This is a genomic window from Flavobacterium sp. FG19, assembly GCF_057809475.1.
Map to the genome: position 1 here is coordinate 18,572 of NZ_JBMDKA010000025.1, position 19,527 is coordinate 38,098.

Consider the following 19,527-nt stretch of genomic DNA (forward strand, 5'->3'; position numbering starts at 1 on the left):
AAAAATCATCAATCAATCACAATCAATTAAAAAAAAATCAATCATGAAAAATTTTACCATTTATCTCGTAATCCTGGTTTTCTTATTTGTAAGCAAAGTACTGGGGCAGGAAACTTTTGAAGCAAGGGCGAAAAAAATTGCTAATAAAATAGAGAAGATTACAAAAGAGGAAAAAGAAACGCTGAAGGAAGAAATAGAAGCGGTTAATGTGCAGCTGTCAGAAGGAAAAATTACACAGGCACAAGCGGATAAACGCAAAAAAGAATTAGCGGAAGCCCGTGCTGTTATCATTGAAGAAAAAGTAACTCTGGCGCAAAACGAGCTAAACGATCTGGTTCAGCAGAAAGTTGACGGGAAAATCAAGGAAGGAGATTCTGTAAGAAAGCATTCTTTAATTATTCATTGGAATGATAAAGAGTGGAGTGATAATAAGAAAAAGAAAGATTCTGCCCGTGGTGAAAGAAGAACAACCTCACAGTTTGTATTTGCAATGGGATTAAACAATACGATGACCGATGGAAAACTTCAGGATTCTCAGTATCGTTTTATGGGATCGCATTTTTACGAATGGGGACTTACCTATAATTCACGATTATTAAAAAATGATAATCTGCTTCATGCCAAATACGGACTTTCGCTGATGTATAACAATATCCGCCCTACCGATAACAAAAGTTTTGTGGTAAATGGGGATCAGACAGATCTTGAGGTGAATCCGGTTCATTTAACAGAATCCCGCTTTAGAAATGTGTATTTAGCGGTGCCGGTACATTTAGAATTTGATTTTACAAGACCAACAGAAACTAATGGAAAAACATATTTCAGGACTCATAAAAGTTTTCGTTTTGGAGTAGGAGGTTATGCCGGAATAAACGTAAAATCGAAGCAGATTCTAAAATTTGAAGAAGATGATCTTAAGTATAAAACGACTATTAAAGGCGATTATAATGTAAATAATTTTATTTACGGATTAAGTTCTTATATAGGTTACAGAGCCTGGAGTTTGTATTTGAAATATGATCTGAATCCAATATTTCAGGATAATTTAGTGAAAGAGAATAATATCTCTTTAGGGTTACGTCTTGATTTAAATTAGAAATAAAGTTGAGTTTAGTTAGTGGAAAAAGTGTTTCGAAAGAGGCACTTTTTTTATTTAAATTCCCCCTGAATTATGTACTTTTACAGGCTCATTATTAAAAAAAGATTTTACGTTTTGATTTCACAAACTACAATAGATGCTGTTTTTGAAACTGCCCGCGTCGAGGAGGTTATTGGTGATTTTGTTAATTTAAAACGTGCCGGGAGTAATTTTAAAGGACTGAGTCCGTTTTCAGATGAGCGCTCGCCTTCGTTCATGGTATCGCCGGCAAAAGGAATCTGGAAAGATTTTAGTTCCGGAAAAGGAGGGAACTCAGTTGCCTTTTTGATGGAGCATTCCCATTTTACCTATCCGGAAGCCATTCGTTATTTAGCTAAAAAATACAATATCGAAATTGAAGAAACGGAACAGACAGAAGCTGAAAAAGCCATTACAGATGTTCGTGAGAGTATGTATCTGGTTTCGGAATTTGCGGCTAAATATTTTCAGGATGTCCTTTTGAATTCTGAAGAAGGAAAAGCAATTGGTTTGTCCTACTTTAAAGAAAGAGGATTCACAAACGAAACCATTAAAAAATTCGGTTTGGGGTATTCGCCCGAAACCTGGGATGCCTTAACCAAAGAAGCTTTAGGAAAAGGGTATAAATTAGAATTTCTGGAAAGTACAGGTCTTACTATTCCAAGAGAAGATCGTCCGTTTGACCGTTTTAAAGGGCGTGTCATGTTTCCTATTCAGAGTATGTCGGGACGTGTTCTGGGTTTTGGAGGACGTATACTTACCAATGATAAAAAAGCAGCTAAATACCTGAATTCACCTGAAAGTGAAATTTACCATAAAAGTAAAGTACTTTACGGAATTTACCACGCCAAGCAGTCTATCGCCAAGCAGAATAACTGTTATTTAGTAGAAGGATATACCGATGTCATTCAGTTTAACCAGGCCGGAATAGAAAATGTAGTGGCTTCCTCGGGAACTGCTTTAACACCGGACCAGATTCGTTTGGTAAATCGTTTAACGAGAAATATAACTGTTCTTTTTGATGGAGATGCAGCAGGTCTGCGGGCCTCTATCCGCGGAATCGATTTGATTCTTGAGGAAGGAATGAATGTACGTGTTTGTTCTTTTCCTGATGGAGAAGACCCGGACAGTTTTGCCCGTAAAAATTCGCACGATGCTTTAGTGAGCTATCTGGAAGAAAACAGTAAAGACTTTATACAGTTTAAAGCTTCAATTCTGATGAATGAAGCCAAAAACGATCCTATCAAAAAAGCGGACCTGATTCGTGATATGGTGACCAGTATTTCTAAAATTCCGGATCGTATTCAGCGTGAAGTATATATTCAGGAATGTGCCCGTATTATGGATATTTCAGAACAGGTCTTAGTAAGTACGCTGGCGCAGCTGGTTCAGAAAGATATGACTGAAGCGGCTAAAAAGCAAAAACAGGAACAGAAACCTTTTCAGGTTTTTAGAAATCAAAACCAAAACCAGAATCAAAGCCCGAAAGCGGGTACTTTTTCAGGAGGTGATCCCGAAGATCCAAGAACAGGGCCGCCGGACGATTATTATCCGGGAGAACCGGGTTATTATCCTGAAGAACAAACAGAAAAAGTGGATATTTTATATGGCTTTGAAAAAAAAATTATAGAAATCCTGCTTCTATATGGCAGTGTTGTTGAAAGTTTTGAAGATGTTTACTTAAAAGCTGATGAAGAAGGTAATGTAAAAGAAGTTTCGGAAAAAAGAGAATATAAGGTATTTCAAAAAATCTATCTGAGTCTTCAGGAGGATGAGGTCGAATTATCCAATATGCTGTTTCAGAATATTTACGCCAATCTTATTGATTTTTATAATCAGAATGAAACTTTCAATCTGGATAAATATTTAATGCACCTGCAGCCTGAATTTGCTCAGGAAGTGACTAATATTCTGATGGAAGATGAAAGGCTGACGATTCATAACTGGGAAGGGCAGAATATTTTTCCAAAGCATAAAAATGTAACAATTGAACAAAATGTTTCGGATACGATATTTTCGATGCGCTGGTTTTTGGTTTCAAAAATCATACACGAGCTGAAACAGACACTGCTTTCAGATCCAAAAGAAGATAACTCGGAATTATTGTCTATGGTGGTTGATTATTCGAAACTGCTCAATAATTTTTCAAAAAAACTGGGAAGGGTAGTGGTTCCTTATCACAGCGCCTAAAAATCAAAAAGCTCTATAATGATGAACACTATAGAGCTTTTTTTATGGTTGGTGGCTGCCGGAGCAGTCAGAATACCATCAAATTAAATAATTTCTAAAGTCTTAGCTTTGTTTACTAAGTCAACTAAGTTAGTAACGTTTAATTTAGTTAATAATCTTAATTTGTAAGTACTGATCGTTTTTTCGTTCAGGTTTAAGATTTTAGAAATTTCATTGTTTTTCTTACCATCACTTAAATAACGTAAAACCTCGATTTCACGGTTAGAAAGTTTTCTGTACAAACGTTCGCTTTTGCTTTGTTTAGCAATAAGGGCCATGTTTTTGCGAACTGTTTCGTTGATGATAATTTTTCCTTCGTGTACTTTGATAATAGAAAGACCTAAAGTTTCAAGTTTTTCTGTTTTGTGTACATACCCGGATACTCCTGCTTTAATTGCGTTTGGAGCATACATTTGCTCAGCAAGGTCACTAAAAATTACAATTTTTGTTTTTGGGAAATTTTTCAGGATTGATTTAATTTCAAAGATACTTGAAAGACCTTCTAATTCTAAATCTAAGATCAGAATGTCGATCTCCTTCGTTTGAAGAATATCTCTAACCATTGAAAAATTGCCTACGTTGGCAACAATTGAAATTTGATCGTGGTCTTTAAAATAAGACTTAACGCCAAAGTGAGTCACAGGATGATTGTCTGCAAGACATACTTTAATCATAATTTTACCTTTTTAGAATTGTTATCATGTTTTTGGAGCTGTAAAATTAATAAATAAATTCTGTAATTAATTGCAGACAAATGTTAAAAAAATTATTTTAACGTTTTTGGGATCAAACAAACCGGAATTGGGTCCATTTTATGCTTGTTACTGGTGTTTAATCTTTTATAAATTTCGAAGACAGATTTTTCTCTCCCGTCGAAGTCATCCGCCGTTTTTCCTGACTCCGCGGCAATCATTGCCCATTCAAGTTCGTCGTAACTGGCACCCAATTGATCCTCATCGGTTCTGTTATCTCCAAAAAGTCCGTCGGTTGGAGCAGCCGTTAAAATTGAATCCGGAACACTTAAATATTCGCCAAGAGCGTAAACATCTGATTTCATTAAATCGGCAATCGGACTCAAATCTACGCCTCCGTCGCCGTATTTGGTATAGAACCCAACACCGAAATCTTCGACCTTATTGCCTGTCCCTGCTACTAATAGCCCGTGAATGCCGGCTAAATAGTATAAGGAAGTCATTCGGATTCGTGCTCTGGTATTAGCTAACGATAAATTAACTTTTGTTGAATCTTTTGAAGTCGGTACGGCAGCCTTAAATGCTTCAAAAGTGTCAGTTAAATCTGTTTGAAGGCTTGAAACATTCTGGAAACGTTTTTTTAACTGCTCAATATGTTCTCTTCCTCTTGATACCTGACTTTCAGCCTGATGAATCGGCATTTCAACGCATAAAACCTGCAATCCGGTCTGTGCGCAAAGCGTAGAAGTTACTGCAGAGTCCACTCCGCCCGAAATTCCAATTACAAAACCGTTCACTTTTGCAGCAGCGGCATAACTTTTTAACCATTCAACAATATGCGTGTTTACTTTTTCTGTCTGAATTGTGCTTTTTTTAGCCATAATAGTTCAAGTTTAAGATGCAGGGATTATATTTGCAGAATTATTTTTTTGAGTAGAAAAATACTCAGATTCCAGCAACACAAATCTAATTAAAATAAAATGAAAATGTATCGCTTTGTAGTGGTTCTGTGCTTGTTTTTTTTGTCCTGTGACCAAAAAACAAAGGTTGAAAAAGAAGTAGAAGAAATTCCGGTTGATATTAAAGTAGAGCGCTTTGATAAAGTGTTTTTTGAGACTAAACCTGAAGATCTGTCAAAAATAAAAAAACAATATCCGTACTTTTTTCCCGGAAACGACGATAATGTATGGCTTCAGAAAATGAAAGAACCTATCTGGAGAGAGGTTTATGAAGAGGTACAAAAGAAATACGCCAATTTTGAGCCGGTGCGGGAAGAGTTTAATGAGCTTTTTAAACACATAAAATATTATTTTCCAAAAACGAAAACACCAAAAGTAATTACGGTAATTGGAGAAATGGATTATAATGCTAAAGCTATTTATGCAGACAGTCTTGTGGTGGTGGCTTTGGAGCTGTATCTGGGAAGAGATCATAAGTTTTATGAGTTTCCTAATTATCTGAAATACAATTTTGAAGAAAAACAGATTATGCCGGATGTGGTTTCCAGCTTTACGTATAGAAATATTCCGGCTTATCCGGATAAAAATTTAATTTCCCAGATGATTTTTGAAGGGAAACAATTATACGCAAAAGACCTGCTGCTGCCGGATTATACCGATGCGGAGAAAATGGGATACAGTCCGGAGCAGATCAAATGGTGTGAAGAAAATGAAAGCTATATGTGGCGTTATTTTCTTGAGAACGAAATGCTGTATAGTTTAGATCCTAAACTTACGACCCGTTTTGTGGCACCTGCGCCTTTTTCTAAATTTTATTTAGAGATTGACAATGATTCTCCCGGACGTGTGGGAGCCTGGCTGGGCTGGCAGATTGTTCGTTCGTATATGAAAAACAATAATGTACCGCTGTCTGAATTGTTAAAAGTAAATGCAAAAGAAATATTCGAAAAATCAAAATATAAACCTAAGAAATAATGTCAAATACAATAAAATCAGAAATTAAATTCAACGTTGAGCTAGATGAAAACCGAGTGCCGGAAAAACTTTCGTGGACAGCGAAAGACGGAGGGGTGGAAGCAGAAGAGGCTAAAGCAATTATGCTGTCAATCTGGGACAGTAAAGCACAGGAAACCATGCGAATCGATTTGTGGACTAAAGATATGCCGGTAGATGAAATGAAAATCTTTTTTCACCAGACTTTAGTAGCGATGGCTGATACTTTTAAACGTGCTACAGACGACGAGAAAATGTCAGATACCATGAAAGATTTTTGCGATTACTTTGCAGAAAAACTGGAACTGACCAAATAAATTTGAAATTCCAAAACTTAAAATCCCAAATTCCAATTGTGAAAACTGGAATTTGGGATTTTTTTTATGGAGTATTTTGTATTGTAATTTAGGATTTATCTGTTAAACATTTCCTGATTGATCTCATCAATATAGTTTAGTAACTCTTCTTTTCCGGTTGATTCTGTCGATGAGGTTACAAAGTACTGCGGCATTTCTGCCCAGTTGTTGGCGAACATCTGTTTGCGGTAAGCGGCAATATGGGAATCAATTTTTCCTTTGCTGATTTTATCGGCTTTGGTAAAAATAATGCAAAACGGAATTTCACTTTCGCCCATATAGGACATAAATTCAATGTCAATTTTTTGAGCTTCGTGGCGAATATCAATTAAAACAAATGCACATACGAGCTGTTCTCTGTTTTCGAAGTAATCGGTTATAAATTTCTGAAAAATTGATTTTGTTTTCTTTGAAACTTTGGCATAACCGTAACCTGGTAAATCTACTAAAAACCAGTTGTTGTTGATTTTAAAGTGATTTATTAATTGCGTTTTCCCGGGTCTTGATGATGTTTTTGCTAAATTTTTATTATTGGTGAGCATGTTGATCAAGGATGATTTTCCTACATTGGATCTGCCTATAAAGGCATACTCCGGTAAAAAATCCTTCGGACATTTGGATGCATCAGAATTACTGATAATAAATTCGGCGGTATTAATTTTCATATTTTTTTGGTTTTAAAACCTCCTTCAAATCGAAAGTTAAATGCTATAAATTCTTTTCAGTAAGCCATTTTTCAAGAATTTCGTTGAATTCCTGAGGATGTTCCATCATGGCGGCATGTCCGCATTTGTCAATCCAGTATAAAGTTGAATTAGGCAGTAACGTGTGAAATTCTTCGGCAACATTTGGAGGTGTTACAGAATCATTTTTACCCCAGATAATGCAAGTGTCGACTTCCATTTTAGGCAGGTCTTTGGCCATGTTATGACGAATGGCACTTTTGGCAATCGTTAAGGTTTTAATTAATTTGATTCGGTCATTTGCGGTTGCATAAACTTCATCGATAAGCTCCGGGGTGGCAATTTTTGGGTCATAAAATACATCTTCAGCTTTCTTTTTGATGTATTCGTAATCCCCTCTTCTTGGGTAACTGTCTCCCATTGCGCTTTCGTAAAGTCCGGAACTTCCGGTAATTACAAGTCCGGCAACTTTTTCAGGATAAAGCTTTGTGTGGTACAATGCGATATGTCCTCCAAGAGAATTTCCAAGAAGAATTACTTTGTCGAATCCTTTGTAAGTAATAAAATCTTTAACGTACTTGGCAAAACTTTTTACGTTCGTTTTTAAAATGCTCTGGGTGTATATTGGCAGATCCGGAATAACAACTTTATATCCTTTTGTTGGGAAATATTGTGCTACACCATCAAAGTTACTCAGACCTCCCATTAGTCCGTGTAAAATTACAATAGGAGTTCCTTCACCAGCTTCAAAATAGCTGTATTTGCCTTCTTTTTTGTAGTGTTTGTCCATCTAGTTTTATGCCAATTTCAATTTCGACAAATATAGGGTTAATTAAATAAAAATGAATTTTTGATGCCATTTTTTAACTACATAATTTTAGTAGAATTTATAACTGTTTAAAAATCAGGTTTTAGAGCCTGTTTTGTTATATTCTTAAAATGTTAAAATGATTGCATTATAATTACTTTTTTAAGAGAAAGACTATCTTTTTTTTGTAATTGTTAAAGGATTTGTTTCTGAGGCTGATTTTTATCTAAAGTGTTGATTATTTAATAATTAAATCAGGTGGTAGTAAAGTGGTTAAACTTATTAACAAAGTGGTATATAGTGGTAATATGTGGTAAAATTTTTTATATTTTTGCTGTATAACATGTTAAGTGGTTTTTTTTGAATACGATTGTAGGGACATATGAGTGTAAAGTTGATGCAAAGGGGAGGCTTATGATACCTGCGCCCCTTAAAAAGCAATTGGCTTCCTCGCTTCAGGACGGTTTTGTTTTGAAGCGTTCCGTTTTTCAGCAGTGTCTGGAGTTGTATCCAATGGAAGAGTGGAATTTGATGATGGCGAAAATTAACAAGCTGAATCGTTTTGTGAAAAAGAACAATGATTTCATCCGCAGATTCACTGCCGGTGTAAAAGTGGTAGAGATTGATGCATTAGGGAGATTGCTGGTTCCAAAAGATTTAGTGACTTTTTCAGGTATTTCTAAAGATGTTGTTTTCTCATCGGCGGTTAATATTGTGGAAATTTGGGATAAGGATTTATATGAAAAATCAATAAGTGGCGAAGATATGGATTTTGCTGATTTAGCCGAGGAAGTAATGGGAAATATTAATGACGACGACAATGGAATATCATAATCCGGTTTTACTTCATCCAACCGTTGATGGTTTAGATATTAAACCAGACGGTATTTATGTAGATGTAACGTTTGGCGGCGGAGGCCATTCAAGAGAAATTTTGAGACGTTTAGGGCCGGACGGAAAACTATTTGCTTTCGACCAAGATGAAGATGCGCTGGCCAATGCGCTGCCTGACGAAAGGTTTACGCTGATTAATGAGAATTTCAGATATATAAAAAGGTTTCTTCGTTTTCATGGTGTAAAAGAGGTTGATGGAATTTTGGCTGATTTAGGGGTTTCATCACATCAGTTTGATGTTCCGGAAAGAGGTTTTTCGACCCGGTTTGATGCTGAACTCGATATGCGGATGAGTCAGAAAAATGATTTAAATGCCTTTCGTGTGGTCAACGAATATGAAGAACAGGATTTGCGTCGTGTTTTTTTTGATTATGGGGAGTTGAAAAATGCGCCTGCTTTAGCGAGAACCATTATAGAAGCAAGACATCACAGGATAATCAAAACTACGGACGAGTTAAAAGAAGTTCTTAAGAAATATCTGCCGGAGAAAGTTAGAAATAAAGTACTGGCTCAGATTTATCAGGCAATCCGGATAGAGGTAAACCAGGAAATGGATGTTTTAAAAGAATTTATCGAGCAGTCGTTAGAAATTTTAAAACCAGGCGGAAGGTTTTCGGTGATCTCTTACCATTCTTTAGAAGACCGGCTGGTAAAAAGATTTATCAAAAACGGAATGTTTGAAGGAGAGCCGGAAAGAGATTTTTTTGGAAATTATTCGGTGCCCTTTAAAAGTATTGGAAAACTGATTGTTCCGGATGAAGAAGAAATCAAAATAAACAACAGGGCCAGGAGTGCTAAATTGAGAATTGCTGAGAAGATATAATATATATAGGTAGAAAAAATGAAAAGTGGAGTATTCGGTATATTAAAAGCAAGATTTCTAATTCATGATGATGCAGTTAAAAACTGGCGTTTTATTGTCTTTATTATTTTGCTGGCAATTCTGATGATCGCGAATACACAGCGCTATGAGCAGAAGGTTTTTGAAATAGCAAAATTAAACAATGAAGTAAAAGAACTGCGATCTGAATTTGTAGACCGCCGTTCAGAACTGATGAAATTAAAAATGGAGTCAACGATTTCGGATAAAATGCAGGAAAAGCAGATTTTTCCGTCGACAGTTCCTCCGGTCAAAATAGAAGTTAAAAAAGAAGAAAAGAAAAATTTCTTTCAAAGAATATGGCAGTAGACGATAAACATATATCCTACAGAATTTACCTCGTAGCAGTTTTCATCTTTTTGATGGCAATTGCTATTGTCGTTAAATTAACCAATATTCAATGGGTTGATGGAGATTATTACAGAAAACTGGCGAAACAGCGTACTGTTAGGAACTTTGTAATCCCGGCTAATAAAGGAAATATTTATTCGGCTGACGGAAGTCTGCTGGCTACCTCTATTCCGAATTATGAAATTCGTTTTGACGCAAAAGCACCAAACAAGGAAACTTTTGAAAAATATATTAAGCAGTTATCAGATTCATTAGAGGTCGTTTTAGACAGACCTTCCGGTTATTATGAAAAGGAACTTAGAAAGGCCCGGGAGAATAAAAACCGTTATTATCTGATTGCCCGTAAGCTGAGTTATACAGAATATGTACGAATAAAAAATTTTCCATTATTCAGTTTGGGAGCTTTTAAAGGTGGAATTATAGTAGAACAGGAAACTGTTAGAAAACACCCTATAGGTAAAATTGCTGAAAGAACTATTGGTTATGACAAAATTGATCCGGCAACCGGAGTAGAAGTTGGAAAAGGAATTGAGTGGGCTTTTAAAAGTTATCTGAATGGGAAAGACGGGAAAATCCTAAAGCAGAAAATCGCAAAAGGACAGTGGAAACCTATTCGGGATGTAAACGAAGTAGATCCAATTGACGGTTACGATGTTATTTCGACCATAGATGTTTTTATTCAGGATATTGCACACCATGCTTTGCTGAAGCAACTGGAAGATTATGAAGCAGATCACGGTTGTGTGGTTGTAATGGAAACAGAAACGGGGCATGTAAAAGCCATTTCAAATTTAGGAAGAGCAGAAGACGGATCGTATTACGAAACAACAAATTATGCTATTGCGGAATCTCACGAACCCGGATCGACTTTTAAATTAGTCGATTTAATAGCGATTTTAGAAGATAAAGTAGCTGATACCAGTAAGGTTTACGACAGTCACAACGGTGTAGTAAAATATTACGGAAGATCAGTACGTGACTCACATAACGGAGGTTACGGAAAAGTGTCATTGGCACGCGGATTCGAGCTTTCGTCAAATACTGTAATGGTTCAGGCGGTTTATGAAGCCTATAAAAGTAACCCTGCTAAGTTTGTAAATCATATTAATGCGTTAGGATTAAATAAGACATTAGGATTGCATTTTAAAGGAGAAGGAAGACCGTATATTCCACAGCCGGGAGACAAACACTGGTCAGGAACTACCCTTCCGTGGATGGCTTTTGGATATAATGTTTCGGTTACGCCAATGCAGACTTTAGCATTGTACAATTCAGTTGCTAATAATGGTGTAATGGTAAAACCGCAGTTTGTTTCAGAAATTAAAGAATGGAATAAAACCATTAAAAAGTTTGATGTAGAGGTTATCAACCCAAAAGTTTGTTCGCCGGAGACATTAAAAAAAGTAAAAGCGGTTTTGGCGAATGTGGTAAAAAAAGGAACAGGTTCAAAGCTGTATTCTAAAGATTTTTCGATGGCAGGAAAAACAGGAACGGCTCAGATGAATTATGGAGGAAAAGAAGGAAAATCGGCATTGTATTATGCGTCTTCATTCGTAGGTTATTTTCCTGCGGATCATCCAAAATATTCTTGTATTGTAGTAGTTCATAAACCCAATACATCCAGAAATAATTATTTCGGGGCAGATGTGGCCGGACCGGTTTTTAAAAGAATCGCACAAAAGATTTTTACAGATGCACCTTCAACAAACAAAATAAAACAGCTGGATTCTAAGATTTCAAAACAGGAAATCAGCTATGATAAGTTTGATAAAGAATCAAACAAAAAATTAAATCAGATTCCGGATTTAAAGGGAATGCCGGGAATGGATGCCATTGCTTTACTGGAGAATTTAGGTTTAAAAGTAAGGATAAACGGAGTTGGAAAAGTAAAACACCAGTCTATTCAGGCCGGGCAGAGTATTATTAAAAACACAACTATAGTATTAGAATTATCGTGAAAATACTAAAAGACATATTATATAAAGCGGCTATTGAATCTGTAAAAGGTTCAACAGATATTGCTATTTCTAAAATTGAATTTGATTCCCGTAAAGTGGAAGCAAATGATGTTTTTGTGGCGATTCGCGGCTCGCTTTCAGACGGACATGATTATATTGAAAAAGCAATTCAGCTTGGAGCAAAAGCAATTATCTGTGATACGCTTCCTGAAAATATTGCAAATGAAGTAACGTATATTCAGGTAAAAGATACCAATACGGCTTTGGCTTTTATGGCGGCCAATTATTTTGGAGATCCTTCTGCAAAACTAAAATTAGTTGGTGTAACGGGTACAAACGGAAAAACAACAATTGCTTCCTTATTGTTTCAATTGTTTCAAAAAGCAGGTTTTAAAGTGGGATTGTTGTCCACTGTAAAAATTGTAGTAGATAAAACGGAATATCCGGCAACACATACAACACCAGATTCTCTGACTATTAATCATTATCTCAATGAAATGATTGAAGCCGGGGTTACACATTGTTTTATGGAAGTAAGTTCGCATGGAATCCACCAAAAACGTACAGAAGCTTTGCATTTTGTAGGCGGCATTTTCACGAATCTTTCTCACGATCATTTGGATTATCATCCAACGTTTGCTGAATACAGAGATGTGAAAAAATCATTTTTTGACTCACTTCCAAAATCAGCATTTGTATTGTCAAATATTGATGATAAAAATGGTTCGGTAATGCTTCAAAATACAGCTGCTAAAAAACTGACTTACGCTTTAAAATCATATGCAGATTACAGAGCGCAGATTTTAGAAAGTCAATTATCCGGATTGTTATTGAAAATTAATGACAATGAAGTTTGGGTAAAACTAATTGGTACTTTCAACGCATACAATGTTTTAGCTATTTACGGAACAGCCGTAGAGCTTGGAATTGAAAGCCTTGAAGCCTTGCGTTTACTGTCAGATTTAGAAAGTGTTTCGGGACGTTTTCAGTACATCGTTTCAGATGGTGGTATTACGGCTGTCGTAGATTACGCACATACACCGGATGCTTTAGAAAATGTTCTAAAAACGATCAATGACATTCGTACTAAAAATGAACAATTGATTACAGTTGTAGGCTGCGGAGGAAATAGAGACAAAACGAAACGTCCGATTATGGCAAAGATTGCTTCGGATTTAAGTGATAAAGCAGTTTTAACTTCTGATAATCCGAGAAATGAAGATCCGGAAGTTATTCTGGATGAAATGGAGCAAGGAGTGGAACCTCAGAATTACAAAAAAATGCTTCGAATTACGGATAGAAAACAGGCAATTAAAACTGCTTGTCAATTGGCAGAAGCAAAAGATATTATCCTGATTGCAGGAAAAGGACATGAAACGTATCAGGAAATAAACGGGGTCCGCCACCATTTTGATGATATGGAAACGATTAAAGAAATTTTAGAACAACTGAATAAATAATAAAAAGAACAAATTCCAAATTCCAAAAACCAATATAACATTGGAATTTGGGATTTAAAAATTGGGATTTCATTCAAAATTGGAATTTAAAAAAATAGAGGGATATGCTGTACTACTTATTTGAATATTTTGACAAAACACTTGATGTGCCGGGAACAGGAGTTTTCCAGTACATTACTTTCAGATCGGCTTTGGCATTTTTGCTTTCATTGCTTTTGTCAACTATTTATGGTAAAAGAGTGATTAACTTTTTGCGCCGTCAGCAGGTTGGAGAAACGGTACGTGAATTAGGTCTTGCCGGTCAGAACGAAAAAGCGGGTACGCCAACCATGGGAGGACTAATTATCATTTTTGCCACATTGGTTCCGGTTTTCTTATTTGCCAGACTGCATAACATTTATATCGTACTGCTTATTGTGACTACCTTATGGATGGGAACCATTGGTTTTGTTGACGATTATATCAAAATATTCAAAAAAGACAAACAGGGATTAAAAGGGATTTTTAAAGTAATCGGACAAGTTGGTCTTGGGATTATTGTAGGAGCAGTTCTTTATTTTAACCCGGCTGTTACGGTAAGAACAGATACAGGCCGTACAGATGTTTTTAAAACAGCATCCAATACAACAGTTGTGCTTCCTGCCCCAGTTGAAGAAAAATCAACAGCGACCACTATTCCTTTTGTAAAAAACAATGAGTTTGATTATGCTGAAGTATTATCTTTTATGGGAGACGGATACGAAAAATGGGCCTGGTTAGTATTTATTCCGGTTGTAATTTTTATCATTACAGCGGTTTCAAACGGAGCCAATTTAACAGACGGAATCGATGGTCTCGCGGCCGGAACCTCCGCAGTCTCTGTACTCGCACTGGGGATCTTTACATTCGTTTCAGGGAATATCATCTTTTCGAATTACCTCAATATAATGTACATACCCAATTCAGGAGAAATGACTGTCTTTATATCGGCCTTTGTAGGAGCGTTAATCGGGTTTCTCTGGTACAATTCATTTCCGGCATCCGTATTTATGGGAGATACAGGAAGTTTGACCATTGGAGGAATTATTGCTGTTTTGGCTATTGCGGTTAGAAAAGAAATATTAATTGTTTTATTCTGCGGAATCTTCCTGGCCGAAAGTGCTTCTGTAATTATTCAGGTTAGTTATTTTAAATATACCAAAAAACGTTTTGGTGAAGGGCGAAGAATTTTCCTGATGTCACCACTGCACCATCATTATCAGAAAAAAGGATACCATGAAAGTAAAATCGTAACCCGTTTCTGGATTGTAGCGGTAATGTTAGCCATATTGTCGATTGTTACTTTAAAGCTAAGATAAACTCTCAATTAAAAATTAAAAGAAACACGTTCTTATTTAATGAAAGAAAATATTATTCAGGACAAATCATTTGATTTTGCAGTTAGAATTGTCAATTTATACAAATATCTGACTGATCACAAGAAAGAATTTGTTCTGAGTAAACAAATCTTAAGATGCGGGACTTCAATAGGAGCAAATATTGAAGAGTCGATTGGAGGACGTTCTGATAAAGAGTTTCTGTTTAAACTTGAAATTTCATATAAAGAGGCAAGGGAAACAATTTATTGGTTAAAGTTATTAAAAGCAACAGATTATATTTCTGTAAATGAATTTAGCAGTCTCTTTAGTGAGGCAGATGAGATTTGCAGAATATTAGCAAAAATTATATTAACCTTAAAAGGAAAATAAGAATTCAATTATATAGGATCAGCAATGATTTTTAATTTTTAATTCTCAATTTTTAATTATAAAGTATGAGGCTAGTAATACTTGGAGGAGGAGAAAGCGGTGTTGGAACCGCAATCCTTGGTAAGAAAAAAGGATACGAGGTTTTTGTATCCGATTTTGGAAAGATAAAAGAAAGCTATAAAGAAGTTCTTATCATAAATAAAATTGCCTGGGAAGAAGAACAGCATACAGAAGATCTGATCCTGAATGCCGATGTGGTAATGAAAAGCCCCGGAATTCCCGATAAATCGGCAATAGTCAAGAAGCTTATAGCAGCCGGAGTAAAAGTGATTTCGGAAATAGAATTTGCCAAGCCTTTTACAGAAGCGATGACAATTGGAATCACAGGAAGCAACGGTAAGACGACCACGACAATGCTTACGCATCATCTGCTGAAATCGGCCGGACTCAATGTAGGTTTGGGAGGAAATATAGGAAAGAGTTTTGCCTGGCAGGTAGCCGAAAATAAATACGATGCCTACGTTCTTGAATTAAGCAGTTTTCAGTTAGACGGAATTATAGATTACAGGCCGGATATAGCGATTATAACCAATATCAGCCCGGACCATTTAGACCGATACGAATATAAATATGAAAATTATATCAATTCGAAATTCCGGATAACGATGAACCAGACCGAAAGTGATTATCTCATTTACGACGCAGACGACGAGGCAAGCACAGAATGGTTAAAAAATAACAAAACAAAAGCAAAATTAATTCCTTTTTCATTGACGAAATCATTCGGTGAAGGGGCTTCTATAAATAACAACAAAATGGAAATAAAGATCAACCAAGAAGAGTTTACAATGGATACAGAACACATTGCGTTAGAAGGAAAACATAATATGAAAAACGCAATGGCAGCAAGCTCTGTAGCAAAATTGATGCAAATTAGAAATGCAACGATTCGTGAAAGTTTATCTAATTTCCAGGGTGTAGAACACCGTTTAGAAAAAGTATTAAAAATACAGAATGTACAATATATCAACGATTCAAAGGCAACCAATGTAAATGCTACTTTCTTTGCTTTAGACAGTATGACGGTTCCAACAGTCTGGATCGTGGGAGGTGTGGATAAAGGAAATGATTATAACGAATTGATGTCATTGGTTCGTGAAAAAGTAAAGGCTATTATTTGCTTAGGAATCGACAACCGTAAAATTATTGACGCTTTTGGGGCGGTAGTAGATATTATGGTGGAGGTTAATAATATGAACGATGCTGTAAAAACAGCTCAGAGATTAACAGAAAAAGGAGATGCTGTTTTATTGTCTCCGGCCTGTGCCAGCTTCGACTTATTCGAAAACTACGAAGACAGAGGGAAACAGTTTAAGCAGGCGGTGCACAATTTATAATTTTAGATTTCAGAGTTTAGATTTTAGATTTTTTCTAAGCTTTGACTTTAAAAATAATAGAAGTTCTTTTTGATTATGACGACGGATGAGATGAAAATGAGAACGAAAAAGTTCTCTTTAATGATAATTGAATTGGTTGAAAAAATGCCAAATACGAATGTGATTAGAGTAATTACTAATCAAATAGTAAGGAGTGGAACATCTGTTGGAGCAAATTATAGAGCCGTTTGCCGAGCTAGAAGTGATAGGGAATTTGTTGCTAAAATGAATATCGTTTTAGAAGAAGCGGATGAAACTTTATTTTGGTTAGAAATTATAAAAGAAAAAATGTGGATTGCAAAGTCTGAATTAGAAATAATTTGGAAGGAAGGAAATGAGCTAACAGCCATTTTTGTAAGTAGTCTAAAAACAGTAAACAACAGGATTAATAGTAAAAGTTAGTTTAAAGGTTTAGGAAGGAAAAATCTGAAATCTAAACTCTAAAATCTAAAATATGAAGGAGTTAGTTAACAAACTAAAAGGAGATAGGGTAATATGGTCATTTGTGGCCTTATTGGCGTTGTTTTCATTTATGCCTGTTTTTAGTGCGAGCAGTAATCTGGCGTATATAGGTCATGGAACCGGAAATACTTTAGGTTATTTGGTGAAGCATTTAGCTCACGTTTGTATAGGTTTTTTGATTATTTACTGGGTTCATAAAGTGCCGTATCATTATTTCAGGGCGATTTCAAAAATTGCACTGCCAATAGTCTGGCTGTTACTGCTGTATACGTTGTTAAAAGGAACCGTAATTGCGGGAGCCAATGCCAGTCGCTGGATTCAGGTACCGTTCATTGGAATCACGTTTCAGACTTCGACTCTGGCGGCAAGCGTATTGTTTATTTATGTGGCCCGTTATCTGTCGAAAACAAAAGAAGAAAACGAACCGTTTCAAACCTCGTTTATAGAGCTTTGGATTCCGGTTTTTATAACTCTGGCTTTAATATTACCTGCTAACTTCTCAACTACAGCGTTGATATTTTCAATGGTAATGATGCTTACGTTCATTGGTAAATACCCGTTAAAATATATTGCTTTTATCATTGGTTCAGGAATTGCCATGCTGGCTTTTTTTCTTTTGGTGGCAAAAGCATTTCCGGATTCAAGATTCTTCAGCAGGGTGTCTACCTGGGAAAGTCGTATTCTGAACTTTACAACTGACAAGCCGGATGAAGATGATTATCAGATTGAAAAAGCAAAAATTGCTATTGCATCCGGAAAATTAGGAGGATTAGGTCCCGGGAAAAGTGTTCAGAAAAACTTCCTGCCGCAGTCGTCTTCAGATTTTATTTATGCCATTGTAGTAGAAGAATACGGATTAGTAGGTGGAGTTTCGATATTGTTGCTATACCTGCTTTTATTGTTCCGGTTTGTGATTGCGTCTCATAAAGCCAATACACTGTTTGGAAAATTAGTCGTCGTGGGTCTTGGATTTCCCATGATATTCCAGGCCATGATTAATATGGCGGTTGCGGTAGAGTTATTGCCGGTAACAGGACAGACGCTTCCGCTGATAAGTTCTGGAGGTAGTTCGATCTGGATGACTTGTTTTTCATTGGGAATCATTATCAGTGTGACCAAAAAAGAAGAAGAAATTGCCGAAGAACAGGAAGAAAAAGAAAGAAGAAGAGAAGCTTTACAGCGATTAATTGATAAAGAACTGGCTGAAGAAGATTTAAGCAGTGACACAAAAGAAGAGATTTACGAAGAAGAAGCCCTGTATTCTATCGAGGACAATTCGAGAAACCCGATGAATGCAGTTTTAAATAAATAAGAAGGATAATACAGCGTTATGACAAAGTATAAATTCATACTGAGCGGAGGAGGAACAGGAGGACATATTTATCCTGCAATTGCGATTGCAAACGAATTAAAATTACAATATCCTGATGCAGAATTTCTCTTTGTAGGTGCCAGAGATAAAATGGAAATGCAGAAAGTGCCTCAGGCAGGTTACGAAATAAAAGGTCTCTGGATTGCCGGTTTACAAAGAAAACTGACTTTACAAAACATGATGTTTCCTTTAAAGCTGGCTTCGAGTTTACTGGAATCCAAAAGGATCATCAGGAAATTTAAACCCAATGTAGTAATCGGAACAGGAGGTTTTGCCAGTGGCCCGTTATTACAGGCAGCAGGTGCAGCGGGAATCCCGACGGTAATTCAGGAACAGAATTCTTTTCCGGGCATTACCAACAAACTGCTGAGTAAAAAGGCAAATGCAATTTGTGTAGCCTATGAAAATTTAGAGAGGTTTTTTCCAAAAGAAAAAATCGTTCTGACAGGAAATCCGGTTCGTCAGGATTTGATAGATATCGAGAGCAAACGTGATGAGGCCATTGCTTTTTACGGTTTAGACCCCAATAAAAAAACACTGCTGGTTCTGGGCGGAAGTTTAGGCGCCAGAAGAATCAATCAGTTAATTGAAAAGGAGCTGTCCAATTTTCTGTCACAAGAAGTTCAGGTAATCTGGCAGTGTGGAAAGCTGTATTTTGAAGAGTACAAAAAATACAATCAGCAAAACGTAAAAGTGGTTGATTTTATTGAAAGAATGGATTTTGTTTATGCGGCTGCCGATGTGATTATTTCAAGAGCAGGAGCCTCTTCGGTATCGGAATTATGTATTGTAGGGAAGCCGGTCATTTTTATTCCGTCGCCTAATGTGGCTGAGGATCATCAAACTAAAAATGCTCAGGCTATTGTAGAAGCCAAAGGCGCAATTTTGTTGAAAGAATCAGAACTGGACAGTCAGTTTAGCATTGTTTTTGAAGCGCTGCTGAAAGATGATGGAAAACAAAAACAATTAAGTGCTAATATTAAAAAACTGGCCAAACCAAAAGCGACACAAGATATTGTAGCAGAGATTGTGAAGTTGATTTAGCTGTAAGCCGCAGGCCATAAGTTTTAAGCTTTTTGCGTGCAGTTTAAACTAAAACAAAGTAAGAGAATAAGAAAAAATAAAGACAAAGGTAGAAAGCCTGAAGCTT

19 protein-coding genes are annotated in these 19,527 nt (G+C 36.3%); 15 read left to right on the top strand and 4 right to left on the bottom strand.

Annotation, left to right across the window (positions count from 1 at the left end; all coding sequences use genetic code 11):
* Positions 1-43: 43 nt before the first annotated feature.
* Entirely contained in the window at positions 44-1,096 is a 1,053-nt protein-coding gene (locus tag ACODST_RS21235) for an ATP synthase subunit B family protein (protein WP_488934093.1), read from the top strand.
* 117 nt (positions 1,097-1,213) lie between these two features.
* Positions 1,214-3,307: a DNA primase gene (gene dnaG, locus ACODST_RS21240; RefSeq protein WP_488934094.1), complete on the top strand. Its 2,094-nt coding sequence runs from the start codon at positions 1,214-1,216 to the stop codon at positions 3,305-3,307.
* A gap of 83 nt (positions 3,308-3,390) precedes the next feature.
* On the opposite strand, the gene ACODST_RS21245 is transcribed toward dnaG, so the two are convergent.
* Together ACODST_RS21245 and nadE are read right to left on the bottom strand one after the other, a co-directional pair.
* Positions 3,391-4,020: a LuxR C-terminal-related transcriptional regulator gene (locus ACODST_RS21245; RefSeq protein WP_488934095.1), complete on the bottom strand. Its 630-nt coding sequence runs from the start codon at positions 4,018-4,020 to the stop codon at positions 3,391-3,393.
* A gap of 92 nt (positions 4,021-4,112) precedes the next feature.
* Complete coding sequence (gene nadE / locus ACODST_RS21250; RefSeq protein ID WP_488934096.1) at positions 4,113-4,919, bottom strand: NAD(+) synthase; 807 nt, start codon at positions 4,917-4,919, stop codon at positions 4,113-4,115.
* Positions 4,920-5,018: 99 nt separating this feature from the next.
* Here nadE and gldB point away from each other — a divergent pair, with 99 nt between their 5' ends.
* Both gldB and gldC read left to right on the top strand, forming a co-directional pair.
* Positions 5,019-5,972, top strand: a complete 954-nt coding sequence (gldB, locus tag ACODST_RS21255; protein ID WP_488934097.1) for a gliding motility lipoprotein GldB — start codon at positions 5,019-5,021, stop codon at positions 5,970-5,972.
* Positions 5,972-6,307 carry a gliding motility protein GldC gene (gene gldC / locus ACODST_RS21260; RefSeq protein WP_488934098.1) on the top strand — a complete coding sequence of 112 codons (336 nt, stop codon included), beginning with the start codon at positions 5,972-5,974 and terminating at the stop codon, positions 6,305-6,307. Before gldB ends, gldC begins: the two co-directional genes overlap by 1 nt.
* A gap of 95 nt (positions 6,308-6,402) precedes the next feature.
* On the opposite strand, the gene yihA is transcribed toward gldC, so the two are convergent.
* Both yihA and ACODST_RS21270 read right to left on the bottom strand, forming a co-directional pair.
* Complete coding sequence (gene yihA / locus ACODST_RS21265; RefSeq protein ID WP_488934099.1) at positions 6,403-7,011, bottom strand: ribosome biogenesis GTP-binding protein YihA/YsxC; 609 nt, start codon at positions 7,009-7,011, stop codon at positions 6,403-6,405.
* 43 nt (positions 7,012-7,054) lie between these two features.
* Positions 7,055-7,819, bottom strand: coding sequence for an alpha/beta fold hydrolase (locus tag ACODST_RS21270; RefSeq protein ID WP_488934100.1), 765 nt, complete (start codon positions 7,817-7,819; stop codon positions 7,055-7,057).
* Between the two features lie 378 nt (positions 7,820-8,197).
* Here ACODST_RS21270 and ACODST_RS21275 point away from each other — a divergent pair, with 378 nt between their 5' ends.
* From ACODST_RS21275 to murG, 11 genes are all read left to right on the top strand, one after another.
* Entirely contained in the window at positions 8,198-8,671 is a 474-nt protein-coding gene (locus ACODST_RS21275; protein ID WP_207297629.1) for a division/cell wall cluster transcriptional repressor MraZ, read from the top strand.
* Positions 8,646-9,554, top strand: coding sequence for a 16S rRNA (cytosine(1402)-N(4))-methyltransferase RsmH (gene rsmH, locus ACODST_RS21280; protein WP_488934101.1), 909 nt, complete (start codon positions 8,646-8,648; stop codon positions 9,552-9,554). Before ACODST_RS21275 ends, rsmH begins: the two co-directional genes overlap by 26 nt.
* An 18-nt stretch (positions 9,555-9,572) precedes the next feature.
* The gene (locus ACODST_RS21285) at positions 9,573-9,920 is read left to right on the top strand and encodes an FtsL-like putative cell division protein (protein ID WP_488934102.1); all 348 of its coding nucleotides are present in this window, start codon (positions 9,573-9,575) and stop codon (positions 9,918-9,920) included.
* The gene (locus tag ACODST_RS21290; protein ID WP_488934103.1) at positions 9,911-11,920 is read left to right on the top strand and encodes a penicillin-binding protein; all 2,010 of its coding nucleotides are present in this window, start codon (positions 9,911-9,913) and stop codon (positions 11,918-11,920) included. The genes ACODST_RS21285 and ACODST_RS21290 overlap by 10 nt, the downstream gene beginning before the upstream one ends.
* Positions 11,917-13,380, top strand: a complete 1,464-nt coding sequence (locus ACODST_RS21295) for a UDP-N-acetylmuramoyl-L-alanyl-D-glutamate--2,6-diaminopimelate ligase (RefSeq protein WP_488934104.1) — start codon at positions 11,917-11,919, stop codon at positions 13,378-13,380. The genes ACODST_RS21290 and ACODST_RS21295 overlap by 4 nt, the downstream gene beginning before the upstream one ends.
* Before the next feature lie 104 nt (positions 13,381-13,484).
* On the top strand, positions 13,485-14,717 hold the full coding sequence (gene mraY, locus ACODST_RS21300; RefSeq protein ID WP_488934105.1) for a phospho-N-acetylmuramoyl-pentapeptide-transferase: 1,233 nt from the start codon (positions 13,485-13,487) through the stop codon (positions 14,715-14,717).
* 39 nt (positions 14,718-14,756) lie between these two features.
* Positions 14,757-15,107: a four helix bundle protein gene (locus tag ACODST_RS21305; RefSeq protein WP_488934106.1), complete on the top strand. Its 351-nt coding sequence runs from the start codon at positions 14,757-14,759 to the stop codon at positions 15,105-15,107.
* Positions 15,108-15,172: 65 nt separating this feature from the next.
* On the top strand, positions 15,173-16,504 hold the full coding sequence (gene murD / locus ACODST_RS21310; protein WP_488934107.1) for a UDP-N-acetylmuramoyl-L-alanine--D-glutamate ligase: 1,332 nt from the start codon (positions 15,173-15,175) through the stop codon (positions 16,502-16,504).
* A 120-nt stretch (positions 16,505-16,624) separates the two neighbouring features.
* The gene (locus tag ACODST_RS21315) at positions 16,625-16,945 is read left to right on the top strand and encodes a four helix bundle protein (RefSeq protein WP_488934108.1); all 321 of its coding nucleotides are present in this window, start codon (positions 16,625-16,627) and stop codon (positions 16,943-16,945) included.
* 52 nt (positions 16,946-16,997) lie between these two features.
* Positions 16,998-18,317, top strand: coding sequence for an FtsW/RodA/SpoVE family cell cycle protein (locus tag ACODST_RS21320; protein ID WP_488934109.1), 1,320 nt, complete (start codon positions 16,998-17,000; stop codon positions 18,315-18,317).
* An 18-nt stretch (positions 18,318-18,335) separates the two neighbouring features.
* Positions 18,336-19,421 carry an undecaprenyldiphospho-muramoylpentapeptide beta-N-acetylglucosaminyltransferase gene (gene murG / locus ACODST_RS21325; protein WP_488934110.1) on the top strand — a complete coding sequence of 362 codons (1,086 nt, stop codon included), beginning with the start codon at positions 18,336-18,338 and terminating at the stop codon, positions 19,419-19,421.
* Positions 19,422-19,527: the final 106 nt, after the last annotated feature.

Excerpts from the sequence above, each read along its gene's own strand:
- ACODST_RS21235 (WP_488934093.1), top strand. The coding sequence starts at position 44 with ATGAAAAATTTTACCATTTATCTCGTAATCCTGGTTTTCTTATTTGTA.
- ACODST_RS21245 (WP_488934095.1), bottom strand. The coding sequence starts at position 4,020 with ATGATTAAAGTATGTCTTGCAGACAATCATCCTGTGACTCACTTTGGC.
- nadE (WP_488934096.1), bottom strand. The coding sequence starts at position 4,919 with ATGGCTAAAAAAAGCACAATTCAGACAGAAAAAGTAAACACGCATATT.
- gldB (WP_488934097.1), top strand. The coding sequence starts at position 5,019 with ATGAAAATGTATCGCTTTGTAGTGGTTCTGTGCTTGTTTTTTTTGTCC.
- gldC (WP_488934098.1), top strand. The coding sequence starts at position 5,972 with ATGTCAAATACAATAAAATCAGAAATTAAATTCAACGTTGAGCTAGAT.
- yihA (WP_488934099.1), bottom strand. The coding sequence starts at position 7,011 with ATGAAAATTAATACCGCCGAATTTATTATCAGTAATTCTGATGCATCC.
- ACODST_RS21270 (WP_488934100.1), bottom strand. The coding sequence starts at position 7,819 with ATGGACAAACACTACAAAAAAGAAGGCAAATACAGCTATTTTGAAGCT.
- rsmH (WP_488934101.1), top strand. The coding sequence starts at position 8,646 with ATGACGACGACAATGGAATATCATAATCCGGTTTTACTTCATCCAACC.
- ACODST_RS21285 (WP_488934102.1), top strand. The coding sequence starts at position 9,573 with ATGAAAAGTGGAGTATTCGGTATATTAAAAGCAAGATTTCTAATTCAT.
- ACODST_RS21290 (WP_488934103.1), top strand. The coding sequence starts at position 9,911 with ATGGCAGTAGACGATAAACATATATCCTACAGAATTTACCTCGTAGCA.
- mraY (WP_488934105.1), top strand. The coding sequence starts at position 13,485 with ATGCTGTACTACTTATTTGAATATTTTGACAAAACACTTGATGTGCCG.
- ACODST_RS21305 (WP_488934106.1), top strand. The coding sequence starts at position 14,757 with ATGAAAGAAAATATTATTCAGGACAAATCATTTGATTTTGCAGTTAGA.
- murD (WP_488934107.1), top strand. The coding sequence starts at position 15,173 with ATGAGGCTAGTAATACTTGGAGGAGGAGAAAGCGGTGTTGGAACCGCA.
- ACODST_RS21315 (WP_488934108.1), top strand. The coding sequence starts at position 16,625 with ATGATAATTGAATTGGTTGAAAAAATGCCAAATACGAATGTGATTAGA.
- ACODST_RS21320 (WP_488934109.1), top strand. The coding sequence starts at position 16,998 with ATGAAGGAGTTAGTTAACAAACTAAAAGGAGATAGGGTAATATGGTCA.
- murG (WP_488934110.1), top strand. The coding sequence starts at position 18,336 with ATGACAAAGTATAAATTCATACTGAGCGGAGGAGGAACAGGAGGACAT.